Genomic DNA, 21,784 nt, shown 5'->3' on the forward strand with positions numbered 1-21,784 from the left:
CGGTCTGCGGGTCTGCGGGTCTGCGGGTCTGCCAGTCAGCCCGCCGGCTCGACCACCTCCTGCGTGCCGACCACCGAGAGCAGCTCCAGCAACCCCGCGCTCTCGGTCCCCACGGCCGGAGTGAACCAGAGGAGCCGCTGACGGCCGTCCTCGCTGAAGAGGTGGAGGCAGTTGACCTCGATCACGCCGAGCGCGGGATGGACGAGCCGTTTGCGGTCCTCCCGCCGGAAGGCCACCTCGTGGTCGGCCCACAGCGCGGCGAACTCGGGGGAGACGTCGAGCAGCGTACGGATCATCGAGCCGGCCTCCGCGTCCTTCGCGTCCCTGCGCGCGACGGCGGCCCGCAGGTCCGCGACGAAGGAGCGGGACTTGCCCTCGTGCTCGTCCTCCGGATACAGGCGCCGGGCGTCGGGCTCGGTGAACCACCGGTGGACGAAGCTGGCCCGGGGCCCACGGAACCCGGAGTGGTCCCCGAGCAGCGCCACGGCCAGCGGATTCTGTACGAGGGTGACGTGCAGGTCGGTGATCACCTGCGCCGGGGTCGAGGTCATCCGGCCGAGCAGGTCCAGCATGCCGGGGTGCACGTGCGAGGCGGCGCCGCCCTGCGCGGGCACCGGCCGGTCGGCGAGCCGGTACAGGTAGTCCCGCTCGTCGGCGGACAGCCGCAGCGCACGCGCCAGCGCGGCGATCATCTGCTCGGACGGCTGGGACCCGGCGCCGCGCTCCAGCTCGTTGTAGTAGTCCACGGAGGCCCCGGCGAGCTGGGCGACCTCCTCACGGCGCAGCCCCGGCACCCGGCGGCGCGGCCCGGCCGGGAGCCCCACGTCGGCAGGGCGGATGCGTTCCCGGCGCGACCGCAGGAAGGCCCCCAGCTCGGCGTACTTCACAGCGCTCATGCCGTCCATTCTGCGCCCGGCCGGTGCCCGCGACCCAGGGGATGACATCCCCTGGCTGCGACGGCCGAGGACGCGCATCGTGGAGCCATGACCACGCACACGCATCAACAGGAACCCGCACCGGCATCCGCCACCCGGGTCGCCGTCGTCACCGGCGGATCCCGCGGCATCGGCCGGGCGGTCTCGCAGAAGCTCGCCGAGGACGGCCTGGCCGTCGTCGTGAACTACGCCCGCGACGCCGCGGCCGCCGACGAGACGGTGACGGCGATCACCGGAGCCGGCGGACGGGCGATCGCCGTACAGGCGGACGTGGCGGAGGAGAAGGAGATCGCCGCGTTGTTCGACCGGGCGGAGGAGGAGTTCGGCGGCGTCGACGTGGCCGTCAACGCGGCCGGGCGGATGACCCTGTCGACCGTCGCCGACCTGGACCTGGCGGCGCTCGACGCCATGCACCGCACCAACATCCGCGGCACCTTCGTCGTCGCCCAGCAGGCGGCGCGGCGGCTGCGTACGGGGGGCTCCTTCGTGGGGTTCTCGACGTCCGTCGTCGGCACGCAGTTCCCCACGTACGCCGCGTACGCGGCGAGCAAGGGCGCCGTGGAGGCGATGACGCTGATCCTGGCGCGGGAGCTGCGCGGCCGGGACATCACGGTGAACACGGTCGCCCCCGGCCCCACGGCCACCGACCTCTTCCTCGACGGCAAGACGCCCGAGCAGATCGACCGGCTCGCGAAGACCCCGCCCCTGGAGCGGCTGGGCACCCCGGACGACATCGCCGCCGTGGTCGCCTTCCTCGGCAGCCCCGCCGGGCACTGGGTGAACGGCCAGATCCTGCGCGCCAACGGGGGGATGATCTGACATGCCCTTCGCCCACTTCAAAGTCCCCGCGGGCACCCTCACCGCCGAGGACAAGCAGAAGATCGTCGAGCGCACCACCGACCTGTACGCGGAGATCTACGGAGAACGCGCCCGTCCCACCACCGTCGTCCTGGTAGACGAGGTCCCCGACGGCGGCTGGGGCGTCGCGGGCAACGTCCTCACCGCGCGGATGCTCAACGGGGACGCGTAGCCTGCTCCGGGAGGCCTTCGTCTCATCCATTGATCGGGTGCTGGCCACGGCCTTTACATGCGCGTAACACTTAAGTGTCCCGCGCGCGGCAACGGCGCCGAGCGCCCACCACCGGACCGACCGACCGGGCAGAGACCTTCGGGCTCTGCCCCGTCCTGGTCTCCGGTGTCAGCCGTGCCAGAAAGGGCCTACGTGACGACGCGAAGCGAGACCAGGACCGCGCTCGACCACCTGCTCACCGAGATCGAACACCGCAACCCGGCCCAGCCCGAGTTCCACCAGGCAGCTCACGAGGTCCTGGAAACGCTCGCGCCCGTACTCGCGGCCCGCCCCGAGTACGCCGAGCCGGGCCTCGTCGAGCGGCTGGTCGAGCCGGAGCGCCAGGTGATCTTCCGGGTGCCGTGGCAGGACGACCAGGGGCGTGTCCACGTCAACCGGGGGTTCCGCGTCGAGTTCAACAGCGCGCTGGGCCCGTACAAGGGCGGCCTGCGCTTCCACCCGTCGGTCAACCTGGGCGTCATCAAGTTCCTGGGCTTCGAGCAGATCTTCAAGAACGCGCTGACCGGCCTCGGCATCGGCGGCGGCAAGGGCGGCAGCGACTTCGACCCGCACGGGCGCAGCGACGCCGAGGTCATGCGGTTCTGCCAGTCGTTCATGACGGAGCTGTACCGGCACATCGGCGAGCACACGGACGTCCCCGCCGGGGACATCGGCGTCGGCGGCCGGGAGATCGGCTACCTCTTCGGCCAGTACCGCCGGATCACCAACCGCTGGGAGGCCGGCGTCCTCACCGGCAAGGGCGCGGGCTGGGGCGGCTCGCTGATCCGCCCGGAGGCGACGGGCTACGGCAACGTGCTCTTCGCGGCGGCGATGCTGCGTGAGCGCGGCGAGGACCTGGAGGGCCAGACCGCGGTCGTGTCGGGCTCGGGCAACGTCGCGATCTACACGATCGAGAAGCTGACCGCACTCGGCGCGAACGCCGTCACCTGCTCGGACTCCTCCGGCTACGTCGTCGACGAGAAGGGCATCGACCTCGACCTGCTGAAGCAGATCAAGGAGGTCGAGCGCGGCCGCGTCGACTCGTACGCCGAGCGCCGGGGCTCCTCGGCCCGCTTCGTGCCCGGCGGCAGCGTCTGGGACGTCCCGGCCGACCTCGCCCTCCCGTCGGCCACGCAGAACGAGCTGGACGAGAACGACGCCGCGACCCTGATCCGCAACGGCGTGAAGGCCGTCTCCGAGGGCGCCAACATGCCGGCGACCCCCGAGGCCGTCCACCTCCTCCAGCAGGCGGGCGTCGCCTTCGGCCCCGGCAAGGCGGCCAACGCGGGCGGCGTCGCGGTCAGCGCCCTGGAGATGGCGCAGAACCACGCCCGTACGTCGTGGACGGCGGAGCGCGTGGAGGAGGAGCTGGCGGACATCATGACCAACATCCACACCACCTGCCACGAAACCGCCGAGCGCTACGACGCCCCCGGCGACTACGTGACCGGCGCGAACATCGCCGGCTTCGAGCGGGTGGCCGACGCGATGCTGGCGCAGGGCGTCATCTGATCCCCGGAAAATGGGCACCCTTATATCTTCACCCGCGGTATGAGGGTTTTACAGAACCGGCGGACAGTTTCCCTGCAGCAACGAACGGAGTGGAATTACTCAGCACACACTGGCCGCCGCAACGTGCTACTGTCGATATCAGTTGCAGTTGTGGTTCCCGAATTCTTGACACCGGTCTTTTCCGGTCGGGGTGATCATCGCGGCGACACGGCGTCCGTACAGTGCGGACGCCGGCGCACTGCCCCGAAGGAGACAAGACATGACTACTGGCACCGTGAAGTGGTTCAACGCGGAAAAGGGCTTCGGCTTCATCGAGCAGGACGGCGGCGGCGCGGACGTGTTCGCCCACTACTCGAACATCGCCGCCCAGGGCTTCCGCGAGCTGCTCGAAGGCCAGAAGGTGAGCTTCGACATCGCGCAGGGCCAGAAGGGCCCGACGGCCGAGAACATCGTCCTCGCCTGACGCCCGCGCGCGCCCTCGGGCGCACATTTTCGTAGCTGGGGCCCGCATCCCTCGGGGTGCGGGCCCCAGCTGCGTCCGCTTCCGCTTCCGCTTCCGCTTCCGCTTCCGCAGTGATTTTCCACCTGCGCGACAACCGCGAGGAATCCTCGGATTCACGAACGCGGATTTCCGTTTCACTCGGCCTGTTCTTGCGATTCTCCACGCGCCTCCTGCTGCGGGAATTCCTTGATATGTGCCGCACCGCATCAAGGAAGGTTCCGCATGAACCGCACACGCACGAACGACCGCTTCGCCCGCACTCGGAAAAACACCGCCGCCCCGGGACCGGGCAAGAACCGCAACGGACACGGTTTCCAGCCCCAGGGCGAGTTCGCCCTCCCGGAGACGGTCACCCCGGCGCTGCCCGCCGCGGCGAGCTTCGCCGACCTCGCCATGCCCGCCGAGCTGCTGGCCGCGCTCGGCTCGCAGGGCGTGACCGTACCGTTCCCGATCCAGGGCGCGACCCTGCCGAACACCCTCGCCGGCCGCGACGTGCTCGGCCGGGGGCGTACCGGTTCCGGCAAGACCCTCGCCTTCGGGCTGGCCCTGCTGGCCCGTACGGCCGGTCGGCATGCCGAGCCCAGGCAGCCGCTGGGGCTGGTCCTCGTACCCACGCGTGAGCTGGCCCAGCAGGTCACGGACGCGCTCACGCCGTACGCCCGGTCGGTGAAGCTGCGCCTGGCCACGGTGGTGGGCGGGATGCCGATCGGCAGGCAGGCCGGCGCACTGCGCGGCGGCGTCGAGGTCGTCGTCGCCACCCCCGGACGCCTCAAGGACCTCATCGAGCGCGGCGACTGCCGACTGGACGAGGTGTCGGTCACCGTCCTCGACGAAGCCGACCAGATGGCCGACATGGGCTTCATGCCGCAGGTCACCGCGCTGCTCGACCAGGTGCGTCCCGACGGCCAGCGCATGCTGTTCTCCGCCACCCTCGACCGCAACGTCGACCTGCTCGTACGCCGCTACCTGAGCGACCCCGTCGTGCACTCCGTCGACCCGTCGGCCGGTGCGGTCACGACGATGGAACATCACGTTCTGCACGTCCACGGCGCCGACAAGCACGCGGCCACCACCGAGATCGCCGCACGCGAAGGCCGGGTGCTCATGTTCCTGGACACCAAGCACGCCGTCGACCGTCTCACCGAGCACCTCCTCAACAGCGGGGTGCGGGCCGCCGCCCTGCACGGCGGCAAGTCGCAGCCGCAGCGCATGCGTACGCTGACGCAGTTCAAGAACGGGCACGTCACCGTGTTGGTGGCGACCAACGTCGCGGCGCGCGGGATCCACGTCGACAGCCTCGACCTCGTCGTCAACGTCGACCCCCCGACCGACCACAAGGACTATCTCCACCGCGGTGGCCGCACCGCCCGCGCCGGCGAGTCCGGCAGCGTCGTGACCCTGGTCACGCCGAACCAGCGCCATGCCGTGGCCCGCCTCATGGCGACAGCCGGCATCGTCCCGCAGACCACCCGGGTCCGCGCCGGTGCGGAGGCCCTGCACCGCATCACCGGCGCCCAGGCCCCCTCCGGCGTCCCGGTCGTCGTCACCGCGCCGGTCGCCGAACGTCCCAAGCGCGGCGCCGCCTCACGCGGCCGACGCCGCCCGGTTTCGGCGATCCGTCGCGCGCCCGCCCGGCGGACCGCCACGGACGCGGCAGCAGCGTAGAACCGTCCAGGACGTTCCAGGACAGTCCTGGACCGCCCTGGACACCCTGGTCAGAAAGCCGACCCAGCTCCGCAGGAGGCACTTCTTGACGCTGCTCCAGACGCTTCCCCGCTCAGCGAGCACCAGCGCCATGCACAGGACGGCCGCCGACGCCATGGTCGCGGCCGGGCCTCAGGTCTGGGACGACATGACGGTCGAGGTGGCCTTGTCCGTCATGACCGCCGCCCGTACGGGCCACCTCGTCGTCTGCGACCAGGACGGCCGGTACACCGACCTGGTCACCCGGGCCCGCCTGACCGCGGTGCGGAACGGTTCCGCGTACACGGACCGGGTGCGCCTGCGCGACATCGCCGACGTCGACGGGCCCTTCACCTCGCCGCTCACCACGGTGGCCGAAGCCGAGCACGCGATGCGGCACCGCCGGCTCGCGGCTCTGCCCGTGGTCGACGAAGAAGGCAACACCCTGGGCGTCCTCGCGACGGGTCAGTGGTCGGAGTAGCTGAAGTCGCCCACCGTCCAGGCACTGACGTCCTCGATCGCCACGCGGTACATCCCGCCCGTCTCCGGGATGCCCATCGTGCCCTGGAGGATCCGGGCGACATGGAAGTGCAGGTGCGTGGGTGGTCCGTCATGCTCCGCGGGAGCGTCGAAGACGGCGGAGAAGTCGCCCAGGTCGGCGGAATCCGTCAGCACATCCGACACCCGCCGCCTCCACACGGCCTCGGGTGCCAGGCGACCGGTGATGACGGCACCGTCGGTGACCACGGTCAGGGACATCCGACTGCTCCGCCCCGACTCCACAAGGGCAGCGATATCGACGATCAGCTCGTCAGGCTTCGGCATGAGACCGGATTTTATCCACCGGTCCGCGCGGGCGGACCGGTCGGTGGCACCTACCGGCCAGTACGAGCACTCCCGGTCTTGTCTCCGGAGGCCCCGGCATCGCCGCGCCGCAACTCCTCGTTGATGCGCTGGGCCTCTTCGAGCTGGTCCTCCAGGATGATGATGCGGCAAGCCGCCTCGATGGACGTTCCCTGGTCCACCATCTCGCGGGCGCGAGCGGCGATACGCAGCTGGTAGCGGGAGTAGCGGCGATGGCCACCCTCCGAGCGCAGCGGCGTGATCAGCCTGGCCTCGCCGAGGGCCCGCAGGAAGGCGGGCGTGGTGCCGAGCATCTCGGCCGCCCGTCCCATGGTGTACGCGGGGTAGTCGTCGTCGTCGATTCGGTGGAGCGGCGTGTCTGCGGTCATCTGCACCTCTGCTTGCGGGGAATGCGTCGAGGGGCCTTGGTGCCGTACGGCACCAAGGCCCCGAGGGATTTGTAACACCATCTGCCGGCTTACTGCACTGCCGGCCTTCTGTTTCCGCTCCGGCCCGCGTCGAGGGGCGGGCGGATGAGGGATCGCGGATGCGTGACCGTGGGACCACCTTCCGTTCCGGGGCCTGCGGTACCCGGTGAGAACGTTCTCGCCCGGGCGATCCTGATGGCGTCCTCCTCCTTCTCTCTCGTGCCTGTCGGTCTTGCTGGTCCTGCGTGCTGTTCCACATGCGGGCAGTTCGTGTCTGCCGCGCCTCACTGACTTCTTGAGTACAGCAGGAGATTAACCCCTGTGACTGTCACATGTCTACTGTGACCACGACAGGTTTTACTCCAAACAGGTGAGCGATTTTCTGTAGCCAGGGTGATCGGGCCACGTCGACCGCTCCTCCCGGCCGCTCGATCGGTGGGACGATGTCGGCACAACTGACCTAGCGACGAACGGGGAGGCCGGGTACGTCATGGCCCGTTACACGGAGGCACTGACCGTCGAGCGGGGCGGGTTCCGGATCAAGGTCCCGGAGTCCTGGTGGGAGTTCGACGTACGCCCGGAGTCCCGGGACGACTCGATCCGCCGCATGGTCGACGACCGCATACGCGAGCACCCGGAGCTGAAGTCCTCCCGGTCGGCGTACGTCACCTTCCTCCAGAAGGCGGCGTCCGACGCGTGGAAGTCGGGTGCGCTGTACTGCGGTTGCATGGCGGAGAGCTTCGGCGGCGACACCCCGATCACGGGCTCGGTGACGGTCTCCCTGGTCGGCGGCCGCACGTCCACCGGCGACCCCCTCCCCACCGACCCGGCCGCCATCGCCGCCCAACTCGCCGTCAAGGAGCCGAAGAAGCCCGGCGACTCCTGGCGCAAGGTCACCACGGTCGACATCCCCGGCGTGGGTCCCGCGGCCCGCACCCAGGGCGTGGAGGACATCCCGGTCCCGGACGACGCCCTGAACCGCACGGTCCGCGCGATCCTGATGCAGACGTACATCCCGGTCCCCGGCCAGGAGGGCAAGGTCGCGCTGGTCGCGGGCAGCAGCCAGGTCCTCGACCTCGCGGACTCCTTCTTCGACATCTTCGACGCGGTCACGTCCACGTTCCGGTTCGTGGGCTGACGGGGGTGGGGAGCGGTGATTGTTTCCCCGGGTGCCGAGTGACCTGCTGGAGCAGGTCGCCCCGACCCGTGCCGGATCGTCAAGGCGATGGGGCTCCCGGACGTCGCCCAGCGAGGGTTCGCCTTCAAGCATCGCGGTGAACGCCATCGACGACACCCTGACCTTCGTACCGTTCCGAAGGCTGCCGACGTGGCTGAAGTGCTGGAGCGTCGTCTCGACGGTCCGGAACAAGCTGGACGCGTGGCGGCTGAGCTCCTGTTACGCGGCGATCGACGCCTAGAAGGCGGTGCGCAGACGATGAGCCCTCGTCCTCCACACACGCAGGGCTTGCGCATGCGCAGCACCCCGTCCGGCACCCCCCGCTTCACGTGGTGGGACGAGCGGTGTGACAGGCGCAGCCGAACCCGGTCGGACTCGGCGGGGCCGGGAGCGACGGGCGCATGACGTGTTCTGGGCTGCCCCGCAGAGCAGGTCCGTGCGGAACGCTTTGCCACCGTCCGTTCTGGAGGCGATCGCCCGGTGTGATGCGGAACGGCTGGAGGTGGAGAGGTCGCGAGTCGCGCCGCACATCAGGGAGAAGACGACGGTGCCCGTGTCCTCGGTGGCGGACCGGTTCGCGTCCTGGGAGCGTGTGGTCCGCCGGATGGTGCCAGGCTGGGACGGCGACGACTTCTACCCCGTCAGCGCCTACGACAACGACCTCGATTCCAGGGACGCTCTGGACCCGGTGATCAGTGCGCTGCCCGAAGAGGCCGGCGAGGGCCCGCCGGGGCACCAGCTTGCTCGGCTCGACGCACGCTTTGGCGCCGCCACTCTCCCGGACCCGGAGCTTTCGCTCCGCCCGTGGGTACGTCCGACGACGGAGAGGCCGGAAGAGGAACTCGGCGAGTGGTGGAAACGCAAGCCGGTACGCGTCCCCTGGGCCGACTGATCCCGGACCGTACGCGCACGGCGAGCCGACGCCGGAGCTTTACGCCGCACTGCGGGCAAAGGGGCCGGGCAGCAGGAGCATCGCGGTGAACGCCATGGACGAAACCCCGACCTTCGACCGGGGCGGTGTTCCGCTCGCGGCATCCCCCGAATGCCCCGGCGAGGCGGAGGCCCGTGCGCCGGGGTCCGGCCGAGAATGCGTGGGTTCACCGCCCGACCCTGGAGATCGTGTGTCGCGAACCCGTCGCCAGCACTCCGCCCCCACGTCCTCCCGCGAAACCATTCAGCCGCCGGGGACGGGCCAACTGCTGGTCGGGATGGTGGCCGTAACGGTGCTGGTGGCGGTGATCGGGTCGCTGGCGAACTCGGGCGTGGCGCTGGTCGGGCTCCTGGTGTTCCTGCCCGCCACGGCAGCGGCACTGTGCACCGTGCGGCAGACGGCCCTGGTCTGTGCCTGGACCGCGCTCCTCGGCTCCGCCGCGTTCCTGCCGGGCGGCAGCGACGTCGCGCCGGCCGACCGGGTCCTGCTGCTGGTGCTCACCGCCTGCCTGATCACGGCATCGCTGTATGCCTGCCGCCGTCGCATCCGCAGCGAGCGCACGATGGTACGCCTGCATTCCGCGGCCGTGGCCATGCAGCGGCAGATCCTGCGCCCGCTGCCGCTGCGCACCGACGACGTCCTGGTGGACGGCGTGTACGAGCCGGTGCAGGAGGACCGGCTCGTCGGCGGAGACATCTACGACGTCGTCGAGTCCGCCTGGGGAACCCGCGTCCTCATCGGTGACGTCCAGGGCAAGGGACTGGACGCGGTGGGCACGGCGTTCGCCGTCCTCGGCAGCTTCCGCGAGGCGGCCCATCGCGAGCCCACGCTCACCGCGCTCGTCGACGCCCTCGACGCCTCCGTGGTACGGCACAACTCCTACGTGGCGCGGGCCGGCGACGACGAACGATTCGTCACCGCCCTCGTCCTCAACATTGACACCCGCGACGAGGTGGACGAGGTACAGGCCGTCAACTGCGGTCATGTGCCGCCGCATCTGCTCGACGCCGACGCGGTGACCTCGCCGCCGCTGGACAGCGGCGTTCCCCTCGGCCTCGCCGCACTCGCGGCCGAACCCGTCACCGTCGGCCGTTTCCCGTTTCCCGGCGGCGCGGCCCTGCTGCTCAGCACCGACGGCCTGACCGAGTCCCGCGCGGCGGACGGCGAGTTCTACCCCCTGGACGAACGTCTCGCCGTCCTCGGCGACCTACCGCGCAGCGACCTGCCCCGAACGCTCCACGAGGATGCCCACGCCTACGCCGGCAAGGCAGAACCACACGACGACGTCGCCATCCTGACCGTCCGCCGCGCGCCCACGCTTCCGTGAGCTGAGCCGGTTCAGGAGCCACCTTTCTTCGAACGGCTGTGCCTTGTAAGTTCACGTGTGCATACGGGTTGTTGTTGATGCGCGTGGGCTGACGGGGGTTGCGGGATGGTGGGCCACAGGCCGAGTGACTGGCATGTCCTGGACCTGGACAAGGACCCGACCCCGGGTGATCCGCAGCGGGTGCGCACGCTCGCGAAGACGCTGCACGACTTCGCCGACGACGTCTCCGAGGCGTTGCGTCTGGTGAAGGGCATGGCGGGTGAGAGCACGCTGGCGGAGTGGGCGGGAAAGTCGGCGACCGTCTTCAAGGAGGAGTTCTCCGGCGTTCCCAAGAACCTCAAGAAGCTGGAGAAGTCGTACGGGATGTGCGGCGACGCGCTCACGGACTTCTGGCCGAAGCTGGAGCGGGCGCAGGCCCTGGCGGACAGGGCGCTGGTCAAGGCGCGGGAGGCACGGGCCGACCTGTCCTCGGCGCAGTCGAAGCTGTCCTCGGCGGACTCGTGGGTGACGCGGGCGTCGAAGGAGGCGGACAAGTACAAGGACGACCCGACCGGCAGCAAGTCGGACGCGGACAAGCCGGACGAGGCGAAGGTCCGCGCCGCCACCCGTGATGCCCAGCACGCCAAGACCGCGCAGACGAATGCGCAGTCGGCCGTCGACTCCGCGCAGGGTGCGCTGGACGCGGCGAAGAAGATGGCCGAGGACGCGCGCAAGATGCGTGACGACGCGGCCCGCGAGGCCAAGAACAAGATCGACGAGGCGTCCGACGCCGGCATCCAGAACCGGTCGTGGTGGGAGGACGTCGGCGACTGGTTCTCCGACAACTGGGACAACATCGTCGCCGTCTGCAAGGTCGTCGTCGCCGTCGTCGGCATCGTCGCGATGATCATCGGCGGTCCGATCCTGGGCGCGATCGTGCTGGTCGCGGCGCTGGTCGTCCTCGCGGACACGCTCTACAAATACAGCAAGGGCCAGGCGTCCCTGTGGGACGTGGGGCTGGCCGCGCTGGACTGCATACCCGGCATGAAGGGCCTGACGACCCTCGGCGGACTCGCCAAGGGTGCGAAGGCTCTCGGCAAGACCGGGCTCAAAGGCATGGCTCTCGGCGTGAAGGGGTTGGGCAAGGGCACCCGGTCGCTCGGCCGGCAGATGAAGAAGCTGCTGACGCGTGGCGACCCGGTCGACATGGCCACCGGCGAGATGGTCATGTCCGCGACGGACGTGTCCTTGGACGGGATGCTGCCGCTCCTCTTCGAACGGCACTACCGCACCGGCACCCGGGGCGGGCAGCTGCTCGGGCGGAGTTGGACCACGACACTCGACCAGCGTCTCGTCCTGGACCCGTCCGGGGTGCGCTACGTGTCCGAGGACGGAATGATCCTCACCTACCCGGTGCCGGAGCCCGATGTGCCCGTGCTCCCGGTGGAAGGTCCGCAATGGCCCATGGCCTGGGACGGCACTCCCGACGGCGAGATCACCGTGCACCGGCCCGAGGACGGGCGGTCCATGGTCTTCCGGCCCCTGCCGCAGTGCGCGCCCGCCGAACTCCCGATCACGGCCATCAGGGACCGCAACGACAACACGATCACGGTCTCGTACACGGCCGACGGCACTCCGGAGGCCATCACACACCACGGCGGATACCGCATCGGCGTGACCTGCGAGAGCGGCAGGATCACGGCGTTGTCCCTGGACAGCGACCCGGAACGGCCCGTTCTGACCCGCTACGGCTACGACACGACCGGCAACCTCGCCTCGGTCACCAACTCCTCGGACCTCCCGCTGCGCTTCCGCTACGACGAGCACCGCCGCATGACTGGCTGGGAGGACCGGAACGGAGCCTGGTACCGCTTCGCCTACGACGACGTCGGACGCTGCACCGCCGGACAGGGGATCGACGGGTTCCTGGACTACACGTTCACCTACGACGACGCGGCACACCGAACCACCGCCGTCGACTCGCTGGGCCACACCACGGTCTACCAGTTCAACGATGCCTTCCAACTGGTCGCCGAGACGGATCCGCTGGGGCACGTGGTCCGGCAGGAATGGAACCGACGCGATCAACTCATCTCTCGCACCGATCCGTTGGGCCGTGCCACTCGGATGGAATGGGACGCGGCCGGAAACCTCGAAGCCGTCCACCTCCCCGACGGCTCCACCTCCACCGCGCGATTCAACGAGCTCAACCTTCTGGTCGAGCTGACCGGTTACGACGGGGCAGTGGTCCGACAGGAGTGGGACGACCGGGGCAACTGCACGGCCGTGACCCACCCCGACGGAGCCACCGTGACGTTCACCCGGGACGGGACCGGCGCCCTCACCTCACTCACCGACCAACTGGGCGCGACGCAGTCCTTCACCAACAACGCGGCCGGGCAGCCACTGTCCGCGACGGACCCGCTCGGATCCGTCTGGCACTACACCTACGACACCTTCGGCCGCAGCGCCACCGTCACCGACCCCCTGGGTTCCACCACCGTGACGACCTGGACCGTCGAGGGCCACCAGGCGTCCCGGCGCGACCCGGACGGCAGCGGTGAACACTGGACCTACGACGGAGAGGGAAACTGCGTCACCCACACCGACGCGCTGGGTCAGGTCACCCGCTTCACCTATGGCCCGTTCGACCTGCTGACGTCCCGGACGACACCCGACGGAGCCCGGTACGACTTCGTGCACGACACCGAGCTGCGCCTCGTCCGGGTCGGTGGTCCGCGCGGAGCCACCTGGGACTACGTCCACGATGTGGCGGGCCGACCGGTAGCGGAGACCGACTTCGACGGCCGGACGGTGACGTACGCGTACGACGCGGCCGGCCAACTGCTCAGCCGTACCAACCCGCTGGGGCAGACGACGGCCTTCCGCTACGACAGTGTGGGCAACCAGGTGGAGAAGACGGTCGACGACTCGGCCACCACCGTCTTCTCCCACGATGCCGCCGGTCGGCTCCTCGGTGCCACCGGTGCCGACGCCACGCTCAGCTACGTCTACGACGCCGCCGGACGCATCACGAGCGAGGCGATCGACGGGCGCGCGACCACGACGGCGTACGACGGACTGAGCCGGCCGGCGCGCCGTACGACGCCGAGTGGAGTCACCACTCGGTACGACTACGACGCGGCAGGCCACCGCACCGTTCTCACCGCCTCCGGTCGGGCCCTGGTCTCGTCGTACGACGCCGCCGGACGGGAGACCACGCGGCGGCTGGGCCGGTCCGGCCCCGTCCTCGCGCAGTCCTGGGACACCGAGGACCGTCTTACGGGCCAGACGGTGTCCGGCGCGCCGTCCGCCAGGCCGCTCAAGCGGCAGACGTACACCTACCGAGCCGACGGCTGCGTGACCGCGCTGGACGAACAGGGAGCGGGACGCCGCACGTTCGACGTCGACACGGTGGGACGGGTCACTGCCGTCCGCGCACCGGACTGGACCGAGACCTACGCGTACGACGAGACGGGCAACCAGACCTGGGCGTCGTGGCCCGAGGGACAGCCCGTCCCGGAAGGGCGCGGGGAGCGCGAACACTCGGGCCACCGGGTCTCGCGAGCCGGTTCGGTCCGCTACGAGTACGACGCGGCGGGCCGCGTGACCGTGCGCCGCAGAACCCGGCTCTCCCGCAAACCAGACATCTGGCGCTACACCTGGGACGCCGAGGACCGCCTGACCTCGGTACTCACGCCCGACGGGACGCTGTGGCGGTACCGCTACGACCCCCTCGGGCGCCGCGTCGCGAAGCTGCGCATGGACACTGACGGAACGACGCCGGTGGAGGAGACCCGCTTCACCTGGGACGGCCCGCACCTCGTGGAGCAGAGCACGCGCACGCACGACCTCCCGGAGGAGCACTCCCTCACCTGGGACCGCGAAGGCGTGCGCCCCGTCGCGCAGACCGAACGCACCACACTGGCCCACGCTCCTCAGGAAGTCGTCGACGAACGGTTCTTCGCCGTCGTCACCGATCTCGTCGGTACACCGACCGAGCTCGTCTCCGAAGACGGCGACCTCGTGTGGTGCTCGAAGGCCACGCTCTGGGGCATCACCGCCCCCGACCCGGACGCCAGGGCGTACACACCGCTCCGCTTCCCCGGGCAGTACTTCGACGAGGAGACAGGGCTCCACTACAACTACTTCCGGCACTACGACCCGGTGACGGCGACCTACATCAGTCCCGACCCCCTGGGGACAGAGGCCGGCCCGCATCCGCACCGCTACACGCTCAACCCGCTGCTCTGGATCGACTACCTCGGTCTTCTCACGTGCCGGCAGAACGCACGGCGCCTGCGCAGGAACATGAGGCGTGAGGGCCGCCGGGTGCCGCGCGGCCATGCCGCTGCCCATATCGTTCCGTCCGGAGGCAACGCGGGTCACTGGGTGCCCGGAGCCCGCAGCCGTGCACTGCTGGAGAGGTATGGAGTCGATGTCAACGACGCAGCCAACGGAATTCCGCTGGGTCACCCGTCCCCCCACAACTACACCCACCGCGAACCCTTCCTGCGCCGCGTCAACCAGCACCTCGAACAGGTCGTGCGTGATGGTGTGGACCAGGGAATGGGGAACCGAGCCATTCGTTCCCAGCTCCGGCGGGAACTGCGCGGCATCGGCCGCCAGGTCGAGGGTGAGCTCGCCACCGGCGCACCGGGCCCCGGTGCGGTCTGGACGGCGTGATGACGACTGACCGCCCCGCTGGGCCGCTCGCGGTCTACCGCCTGATGCCGAGCCTGGGAGACTTCCGGGCCCTGTCCCTGGAGGAGTACGCCCACCGCAGGCTGATCCGCTGGCTGCGCACCGGGGACCGCGCGGACCTGCCGGAGTCGTTCACCGCGGAATGGGTTGGCAATCCTCGGCTGCGACCGGCGGAGTTTCCCTGCGCGTACCCCGGAGCCCCCGTGTTCAGCCGCCGTGTCGCCACGCTCCTCGCGGACGAGATGTCGAGGGCGGGGCGGTACCTTCCGGTCTTCCCTGAGGGCAGCGACCCGGAGGCCGACTCCGGCTACCTCCTGTTCCTGGCGGAGAACGTCGTCGACTGTGTCGATCGGCGCCGGTCGTCGAAGCCGAAGAGGGGCACGGGCCAGATGAAGTCGACGGTCTTCCTCCCCGATGCCCTGCCCGCCGGGCTGCCGGCCTTCCGGGTGCCGGAGTTCCCGGGAGCCGTGCAGTGGAACGGGTGGGTCGTCGACCGTCTCCGGGAGATCCTGGGCGCGGACCTGGAAGCCCGCCTCATCTGGTCGGAGGACCGTTCACGCAAGCCCCACCCCGATCCGTGGGGCTTCTGACATGCCCGCCGAAACGGCCGCGTCAGGCTTCCGGGAGCACGTCGTCCGCGGCGTGCGGCACCTGGTCGAAGCATTTCCGGCCGGGCTCCGTCCCGACATCTACGTCGTGTCCCTCCGCGTCGACCACGTCGACCAGGACCCCCGGTTCCCCTACGTGGCCGTCGGCCACAACACGCGGCACGAGGTCCGCCGGGTGCTGGCCCACGAGTGCTCGCACGAGGGAACGGCCGCCTGGGAGTACGCGTACTGGCCGCTGGAGGGGTTCGCGAGGGTCGGCCACGTCCCCGAGGACCGGACCGGCAGCGCACTCCACCTGGCCGAGGCGAGGGCGGAGGGGCACTGGTACGAGGAGGACGTGGGCGGGGAGGCGGACGGGGACGAGGACGAGGACGACGAGCGTGGCGATCGGCTCGTGCGCGAGTTCGACGGCGTCTGTACCGCCGCCGCCCGCAGCCTGCACGACGCCGGCTGCCTGCGGCACGTGTTCGGCCGGACGCTGCCCGTCGTCCTCTTCGACATGGACCGCCCCGGCTGGGAGGTGGAGGCCACCGAGGCCGTCAATCCGCCCGACGTGCTCGAAGGCTTCCTGGAGCACCACCGCCCCTGAGTTGGCCGACTTCGATGTGGTGCGGCTGCACGACTGAGCCCACTGCTGTACGCCGTCGTGACCCGGAAGACGCAGCCGTGGGAGCGGTTCCCGACCTGGCCCGCGAGCTGAAGACGGCCGTAGAGACGCTGGTCGACCTTTCGCGCCATGTACGGGACGAGGCGCAGGCCTTCCTCGCCTCGCTGCCCGTGTGCCGGGGTGAACGTCCCGGGCGCCGCGCGGCGCGTCAGGCGCCCGGCGGCTGCACGGAGGCCGGTGCGGTGGCGAGCAGTGCGGTGATCTCCTCGGCGAGGTGCGGGCCCAGCTCGCCCCAGCCGTCCTTGTAGCCGTAGACGCCGAGCAGGGAGCGGGCGTCGTAGTCGCCGTTCATGATCTCGACGTCGGCGGCCGTGATGAGTGCCGGGTGGGCGACGCCGACGGCCGCCGAGAGCTTCATCAGCTCCTTGCGCAGCGTGGTCAGGTAGGCGGCGGTCCGGACGGCCTTCGAGGCGGGGTCGATGCCGCGGGCCAGCCGCTTGTTCTGCGTGGCGATGCCGGTGGGGCACTTGTCGGTGTGGCACTTCTGCGCCTGGATGCAGCCGATCGACAGCATCGCCTCGCGGGCCACGTTGATCATGTCGGCACCCAGCGCGAAGGCGACCGCGGCGTTCTCGGGCAGGCCGAGCTTGCCGGAGCCGATGAAGGTCAGCTCGTCGGTCAGGCCCAGCTCGGCGAAGGTGCCGTAGACCCGGGAGAAGCCCATCCGGAAGGGCAGCGACACGGAGTCGGAGAAGGTCAGCGGCGCTGCCCCGGTGCCGCCCTCGCCGCCGTCGATGGTCACGAAGTCGACGCCACGGTCGCCACGCGCCATCAGCGTGGCCAGTTCCTGCCAGAAGTCCATCTCGCCCACCGCGCTCTTGATCCCGACCGGCAGACCGGTCTCGGTGGCGAGCAGTTCGACGAAGTCGAGCATCGAGTCGACATCGCTGAACGCGGTGTGCCGGGACGGGGAGGCGCAGTCCTCGCCGACCGGGATGCCGCGGATCCCGGCGATCTCCGGGGTCACCTTCTCGCCCGGCAGCATCCCGCCAAGCCCCGGCTTGGCGCCCTGGGAGAGCTTGATCTCTATGGCCTTGACCGGGGCGCCGGCGACCACGTCCTTCAGCTTGCCGAGGTTGAAACGGCCGTCCTCGTCGCGACAGCCGAAGTACGCCGTACCGAGCTGAAGGACGAGGTCACCGCCGTTGCGGTGGTACGGGGATATGCCGCCCTCTCCCGTGTTCTGCAGGGCGCCCGCCAGCGCCGCCCCCTCGTTGAGCGCCGTGACCGCCGCGCCGGAGAGCGATCCGAAGCTCATCGCCGAGATGTTCACCACGCTCGCGGGCCGGAACGCCTTGGCGCGCCCGCGTGGACCGCCCAGCACCTTGGCCGAGGGCAGCGGGGCCTGCGGGTCGTGCAGGTCGGGCAGCGTGCCGGCGAACGTGCGCTGCTTCAGGTACGCGTGCCCCTGCATGTGCTCGACGTCGTTGTCGGTTCCGAACCCGAAGTAGTTGTTCTCCGCCTTCGACGACGCGTAGATCCAGGTGCGCTGATCACGGCTGAACGGACGCTCCTCGTCGTTGGAGGTCACGATGTACTGCCGCAGCTCCGGGCCGATCGTCTCCAGCAGGTACCGCGCATGCCCGACCACCGGGAAGTTCCGCAGCAGTGCGTGCTTCTTCTGGACGAGGTCGCGGGCTGCCACCGCCGCCAGCGCCGTCGCGGTGGCCAGGACGAGGTTCCGGGCGCGCATGCATGCTCCACTTCTCGGTGATCGATTCGGGCGACGGGCGCCCGGGTTTGATCTCTGCCACCCCCGGGGTATTCTCTCCGGCCCGATTGGCCAGCCCCGCGCCCCGTATGGCAGACTAGCGGGGTTGCTCGGTCGAGTGCCGATGCTGCGCGCCTCCCGCCGGGGGGACCGGAAGCGAGTCCCACAGTACTCGTCGCCTCACGCATTACATCGAGAGATGTAGGGGCGGACGTACGGGAATCTTCCGGGAAGCGTCAGCGGGGTGCAGACCAGGCACCCGGTGGGCCTCTCGCCCCCGGTCCGCGGTTCCGGAAGGGCCCGCACTCCCCATGCAGGGAAGTCCCGAAGAGGGACATCCATGTCAGCGAGAGTGCGACACGCCCGACCGCGTGGGTCGGAGGGGGAGCGGAATGGACAGGGACCACCGGGTCCAGAGCGTTACGAGAGACAGGACTACTGAGTAGCCATGGCGGGACAGAAGATCCGCATCCGGCTCAAGGCCTACGACCACGAGGTCATCGACTCTTCGGCGAAGAAGATCGTCGAGACGGTGACTCGCACTGGTGCGTCGGTCGCGGGCCCGGTGCCGCTGCCCACTGAGAAGAACGTGTACTGCGTCATCAAGTCGCCGCACAAGTACAAGGACTCGCGCGAGCACTTCGAGATGCGCACGCACAAGCGCCTGATCGACATCCTCGACCCGACCCCCAAGACCGTTGACTCTCTGATGCGACTCGACCTCCCGGCCGGTGTCGACATCGAGATCAAGCTCTAAGGGCCGGTGATCTGAAGATGACCAAGCAGATCAAGGGCATCCTGGGCGAGAAGCTCGGCATGACGCAGGTGTGGGACGAGAACAACCGTGTTGTTCCGGTCACCGTCGTCAAGGCCGGCCCCAACGTCGTCACCCAGGTCCGCACGAACGACGTCGACGGCTACGAGTCCGTCCAGATCGCGTTCGGCGAGATCGACCCGCGCAAGGTGAACAAGCCCCTCAAGGGCCACTTCGCCAAGGCCGACGTCACCCCCCGCCGCCACCTCGTCGAGATCCGTACGGCCGACGCCTCCGAGTACACGCTCGGTCAGGAAGTCAGCGCCGAGGTCTTCGAGTCCGGCGTGAAGGTCGACGTCACCGGCAAGAGCAAGGGCAAGGGCTTCGCCGGTGTCATGAAGCGTCACAACTTCAAGGGCCTCGGCGCCGGACACGGCACCCAGCGCAAGCACCGCTCGCCCGGTTCCATCGGTGGCTGCGCCACCCCGGGCCGCGTGTTCAAGGGCCTCCGCATGGCCGGCCGTATGGGCAACGAGCGGGTCACCACCCAGAACCTGACCGTCCACGCCGTTGACGCGGAGAAGGGTCTGCTGCTCATCAAGGGCGCGGTTCCCGGTCCGAACGGCGGCCTCGTCCTGGTCCGCACCGCGGCCAAGGGGGCCTGAGGTACCGATGAGCACTGTTGACATCCTTTCGCCTGCCGGCGAGAAGACCGGAAGCGTCGAGCTCCCCGCGGAGATCTTCGGCGTGGAGAAGATCAGCATCCCGCTGATCCACCAGGTCGTCGTCGCGCAGAACGCCGCTGCCCGCCAGGGCACGCACAAGACCAAGCGTCGCGGCGAGGTCCGTGGTGGCGGCAAGAAGCCGTACCGCCAGAAGGGCACCGGCCGCGCCCGCCAGGGTTCGACCCGTGCGCCGCAGTTCGCCGGCGGTGGCGTCGTCCACGGCCCGCAGCCGCGTGACTACTCGCAGCGGACCCCGAAGAAGATGAAGGCCGCGGCCCTGCGCCACGCCCTCACCGACCGGGCCCGCCACGACCGCATCCACGTCGTCACCGGCGTCATCGAGGGCGACAACCCGTCCACGAAGGCCGCCCGGACGCTGTTCGGCAAGATCTCGGAGCGCAAGAACCTGCTCCTGGTCGTCGACCGCGCCGACGAGGCCGCGTGGCTGTCCGCCCGCAACCTGCCCCAGATCCACATCCTGGAGCCGGGCCAGCTGAACACGTACGACGTTCTCGTCTCGGACGACGTGGTCTTCACCCAGGCCGCTTTCGAGTCCTTCGTGTCTGGCCCCAACAAGGCCGCTGACACCGAAGGGAGCGAAGCCTGATGGCTACGCGTCACCCGAGCATCGCCTCGAAGGCGGCCAAGGCCGCCAAGGCCGCGCGCGTCGCCAAGGCGCGTCGCCACGAGGCCGAGGGCAAGAACACCGTCGTCACGCCCGTCAGCAAGTCGTTCACGGACCCCCGTGACGTGCTGCTGAAGCCGGTCGTGTCCGAGAAGAGCTACGCGCTCCTCGACGAGAACAAGTACACGTTCATCGTCGCGCCGGGCTCCAACAAGACCGAGATCAAGGAGGCCGTCCAGGCGGTCTTCTCGGTCAAGGTCACCGGGGTCAACACGATCAACCGCCAGGGCAAGCGCAAGCGGACCCGCACCGGCTTCGGCAAGCGTGCCGACAGCAAGCGCGCGATCGTGACCCTTGCCGAGGGCGACCGTATCGACATCTTCGGCGGTCCTACCTCCTGACGGAGGTCGGATCGTCCGGAATCGGACGAGGACTGAGAAATGGGAATCCGCAAGTACAAGCCGACTACGCCGGGCCGTCGTGGCTCCAGCGTCGCCGACTTCGTCGAGGTCACGCGGTCCACGCCGGAGAAGTCGCTGGTCCGCCCGCTGCACAGCAAGGGCGGCCGTAACAACGCCGGTCGTGTGACCGTTCGCCACCAGGGTGGCGGACACAAGCGCGCCTACCGTGTCATCGACTTCCGTCGGCACGACAAGGACGGCGTGCCGGCGAAGGTCGCGCACATCGAGTACGACCCCAACCGCACCGCGCGCATCGCGCTGCTGCACTACGCCGACGGCGAGAAGCGCTACATCCTCGCCCCGCGCAACCTGCAGCAGGGTGACCGCGTCGAGAACGGTCCCGGGGCCGACATCAAGCCGGGCAACAACCTGGCGCTCCGCAACATCCCGGTCGGTACCACGATCCACGCGATCGAGCTCCGTCCCGGTGGCGGCGCCAAGTTCGCCCGCTCCGCCGGTGCCTCCGTGCAGCTGCTCGCGAAGGAGGGCTCGATGGCCCACCTGCGCATGCCGTCCGGAGAGATCCGCCTGGTCGACCAGCGCTGCCGCGCCACGGTCGGCGAGGTGGGCAACGCCGAGCAGAGCAACATCAACTGGGGCAAGGCGGGCCGTAAGCGCTGGCTGGGCGTTCGCCCGACCGTGCGTGGTGTGGTCATGAACCCGGTGGACCACCCGCACGGTGGTGGCGAAGGCCGTACCTCGGGTGGTCGCCACCCGGTGTCCCCGTGGGGCAAGAAGGAAGGCCGTACTCGTTCGCCCAAGAAGGCGTCGAACAAGTACATCGTCCGCCGCCGCAAGACGAACAAGAAGCGCTAAGGACGGGTTGAGATGCCTCGTAGTCTGAAGAAGGGGCCCTTCGTCGACGACCACCTGATCAAGAAGGTGGACACGCAGAACGAAGCCGGTTCCAAGAACGTCATCAAGACCTGGTCCCGTCGCTCGATGATCGTCCCGGCGATGCTCGGCCACACGATCGCGGTGCACAACGGCAAGACCCACATCCCGGTGTTTGTCACCGAGTCCATGGTCGGCCACAAGCTCGGCGAGTTCTCGCCGACGCGCACCTTCCGGGGTCACGTCAAGGACGACCGGAAGTCGAAGCGCCGCTAACAGCGGGGTGGAATGACCATGACAAACACTGAA

Annotated in this window: 23 protein-coding genes; 19 read left to right on the forward strand and 4 right to left on the reverse strand. The window is 69.6% G+C overall.

Going from position 1 to position 21,784, the window contains the following annotated elements; translation table 11 throughout:
• Positions 1-35: 35 nt before the first annotated feature.
• Complete coding sequence (locus ACGH7X_RS23280; RefSeq protein ID WP_399887557.1) at positions 36-905, reverse strand: helix-turn-helix transcriptional regulator; 870 nt, start codon at positions 903-905, stop codon at positions 36-38.
• Between the two features lie 78 nt (positions 906-983).
• Between ACGH7X_RS23280 and ACGH7X_RS23285 the strand changes: the two genes are divergently transcribed.
• From ACGH7X_RS23285 to ACGH7X_RS23310, 6 genes are all read left to right on the forward strand, one after another.
• Positions 984-1,754: an SDR family oxidoreductase gene (locus ACGH7X_RS23285; RefSeq protein WP_399887559.1), complete on the forward strand. Its 771-nt coding sequence runs from the start codon at positions 984-986 to the stop codon at positions 1,752-1,754.
• A gap of 1 nt (position 1,755) precedes the next feature.
• Positions 1,756-1,965 (forward strand): 4-oxalocrotonate tautomerase family protein, encoded by a 210-nt coding sequence (locus ACGH7X_RS23290; protein ID WP_399887561.1) that lies wholly within the window; start codon positions 1,756-1,758, stop codon positions 1,963-1,965.
• 192 nt (positions 1,966-2,157) lie between these two features.
• On the forward strand, positions 2,158-3,516 hold the full coding sequence (gdhA, locus tag ACGH7X_RS23295; protein ID WP_399887563.1) for an NADP-specific glutamate dehydrogenase: 1,359 nt from the start codon (positions 2,158-2,160) through the stop codon (positions 3,514-3,516).
• Between the two features lie 259 nt (positions 3,517-3,775).
• Complete coding sequence (locus tag ACGH7X_RS23300) at positions 3,776-3,979, forward strand: cold-shock protein (protein WP_399887565.1); 204 nt, start codon at positions 3,776-3,778, stop codon at positions 3,977-3,979.
• A gap of 261 nt (positions 3,980-4,240) precedes the next feature.
• On the forward strand, positions 4,241-5,683 hold the full coding sequence (locus ACGH7X_RS23305; protein WP_399887567.1) for a DEAD/DEAH box helicase: 1,443 nt from the start codon (positions 4,241-4,243) through the stop codon (positions 5,681-5,683).
• Positions 5,684-5,768: 85 nt separating this feature from the next.
• Positions 5,769-6,182, forward strand: coding sequence for a CBS domain-containing protein (locus ACGH7X_RS23310; RefSeq protein WP_399887569.1), 414 nt, complete (start codon positions 5,769-5,771; stop codon positions 6,180-6,182).
• Here the strand turns inward: ACGH7X_RS23310 and ACGH7X_RS23315 are convergent.
• Positions 6,167-6,526: a hypothetical protein gene (locus tag ACGH7X_RS23315; RefSeq protein ID WP_399887571.1), complete on the reverse strand. Its 360-nt coding sequence runs from the start codon at positions 6,524-6,526 to the stop codon at positions 6,167-6,169. The two genes, ACGH7X_RS23310 and ACGH7X_RS23315, sit on opposite strands and share 16 nt — an antisense overlap.
• Positions 6,527-6,576: 50 nt before the next feature.
• Positions 6,577-6,933, reverse strand: a complete 357-nt coding sequence (locus ACGH7X_RS23320) for a MerR family transcriptional regulator (protein WP_399887573.1) — start codon at positions 6,931-6,933, stop codon at positions 6,577-6,579.
• Positions 6,934-7,462: 529 nt separating this feature from the next.
• On the opposite strand from ACGH7X_RS23320, the gene ACGH7X_RS23325 reads away from it, so the two are divergent.
• From ACGH7X_RS23325 to ACGH7X_RS23355, 7 genes are all read left to right on the forward strand, one after another.
• A complete protein-coding gene (locus ACGH7X_RS23325; protein ID WP_399887575.1) occupies positions 7,463-8,110 on the forward strand; it encodes a hypothetical protein in 648 nt (215 codons plus the stop codon).
• Between the two features lie 136 nt (positions 8,111-8,246).
• Positions 8,247-8,390, forward strand: a complete 144-nt coding sequence (locus ACGH7X_RS23330) for a hypothetical protein (RefSeq protein ID WP_399887577.1) — start codon at positions 8,247-8,249, stop codon at positions 8,388-8,390.
• A 261-nt stretch (positions 8,391-8,651) separates the two neighbouring features.
• Complete coding sequence (locus ACGH7X_RS23335) at positions 8,652-9,041, forward strand: hypothetical protein (RefSeq protein ID WP_399887579.1); 390 nt, start codon at positions 8,652-8,654, stop codon at positions 9,039-9,041.
• A 229-nt stretch (positions 9,042-9,270) separates the two neighbouring features.
• Positions 9,271-10,407, forward strand: coding sequence for a PP2C family protein-serine/threonine phosphatase (locus tag ACGH7X_RS23340; RefSeq protein ID WP_399887581.1), 1,137 nt, complete (start codon positions 9,271-9,273; stop codon positions 10,405-10,407).
• Between the two features lie 105 nt (positions 10,408-10,512).
• Entirely contained in the window at positions 10,513-15,072 is a 4,560-nt protein-coding gene (locus ACGH7X_RS23345) for a DUF6531 domain-containing protein (RefSeq protein ID WP_399887583.1), read from the forward strand.
• Positions 15,072-15,680, forward strand: coding sequence for a hypothetical protein (locus tag ACGH7X_RS23350; protein ID WP_399887585.1), 609 nt, complete (start codon positions 15,072-15,074; stop codon positions 15,678-15,680). Before ACGH7X_RS23345 ends, ACGH7X_RS23350 begins: the two co-directional genes overlap by 1 nt.
• Position 15,681: 1 nt before the next feature.
• On the forward strand, positions 15,682-16,287 hold the full coding sequence (locus ACGH7X_RS23355; RefSeq protein WP_399887586.1) for a hypothetical protein: 606 nt from the start codon (positions 15,682-15,684) through the stop codon (positions 16,285-16,287).
• A gap of 226 nt (positions 16,288-16,513) precedes the next feature.
• Here ACGH7X_RS23355 and ACGH7X_RS23360 read toward each other — a convergent pair whose 3' ends face one another.
• On the reverse strand, positions 16,514-18,058 hold the full coding sequence (locus tag ACGH7X_RS23360; RefSeq protein WP_399887588.1) for an FMN-binding glutamate synthase family protein: 1,545 nt from the start codon (positions 18,056-18,058) through the stop codon (positions 16,514-16,516).
• Between the two features lie 466 nt (positions 18,059-18,524).
• Here ACGH7X_RS23360 and rpsJ point away from each other — a divergent pair, with 466 nt between their 5' ends.
• Genes rpsJ through rpsS form a run of 6 tightly spaced genes read left to right on the forward strand, consistent with a single transcriptional unit; the run spans position 18,525 to position 21,751 of the window.
• Positions 18,525-18,833: a 30S ribosomal protein S10 gene (rpsJ, locus tag ACGH7X_RS23365; protein ID WP_003948644.1), complete on the forward strand. Its 309-nt coding sequence runs from the start codon at positions 18,525-18,527 to the stop codon at positions 18,831-18,833.
• Between the two features lie 17 nt (positions 18,834-18,850).
• Positions 18,851-19,495 carry a 50S ribosomal protein L3 gene (gene rplC, locus ACGH7X_RS23370; protein WP_398322243.1) on the forward strand — a complete coding sequence of 215 codons (645 nt, stop codon included), beginning with the start codon at positions 18,851-18,853 and terminating at the stop codon, positions 19,493-19,495.
• Between the two features lie 7 nt (positions 19,496-19,502).
• Positions 19,503-20,162: a 50S ribosomal protein L4 gene (rplD, locus tag ACGH7X_RS23375; protein ID WP_310871732.1), complete on the forward strand. Its 660-nt coding sequence runs from the start codon at positions 19,503-19,505 to the stop codon at positions 20,160-20,162.
• Complete coding sequence (rplW, locus tag ACGH7X_RS23380) at positions 20,162-20,581, forward strand: 50S ribosomal protein L23 (RefSeq protein WP_399887591.1); 420 nt, start codon at positions 20,162-20,164, stop codon at positions 20,579-20,581. The genes rplD and rplW overlap by 1 nt, the downstream gene beginning before the upstream one ends.
• Before the next feature lie 39 nt (positions 20,582-20,620).
• Positions 20,621-21,457, forward strand: a complete 837-nt coding sequence (gene rplB / locus ACGH7X_RS23385) for a 50S ribosomal protein L2 (RefSeq protein ID WP_030400225.1) — start codon at positions 20,621-20,623, stop codon at positions 21,455-21,457.
• A gap of 12 nt (positions 21,458-21,469) precedes the next feature.
• Complete coding sequence (gene rpsS, locus ACGH7X_RS23390; protein WP_055418366.1) at positions 21,470-21,751, forward strand: 30S ribosomal protein S19; 282 nt, start codon at positions 21,470-21,472, stop codon at positions 21,749-21,751.
• Positions 21,752-21,784 lie beyond the last annotated feature (33 nt).

The sequence above is a fragment of the Streptomyces sp. BBFR51 genome (assembly GCF_044591655.1).
Taxonomy (GTDB): domain Bacteria; phylum Actinomycetota; class Actinomycetes; order Streptomycetales; family Streptomycetaceae; genus Streptomyces.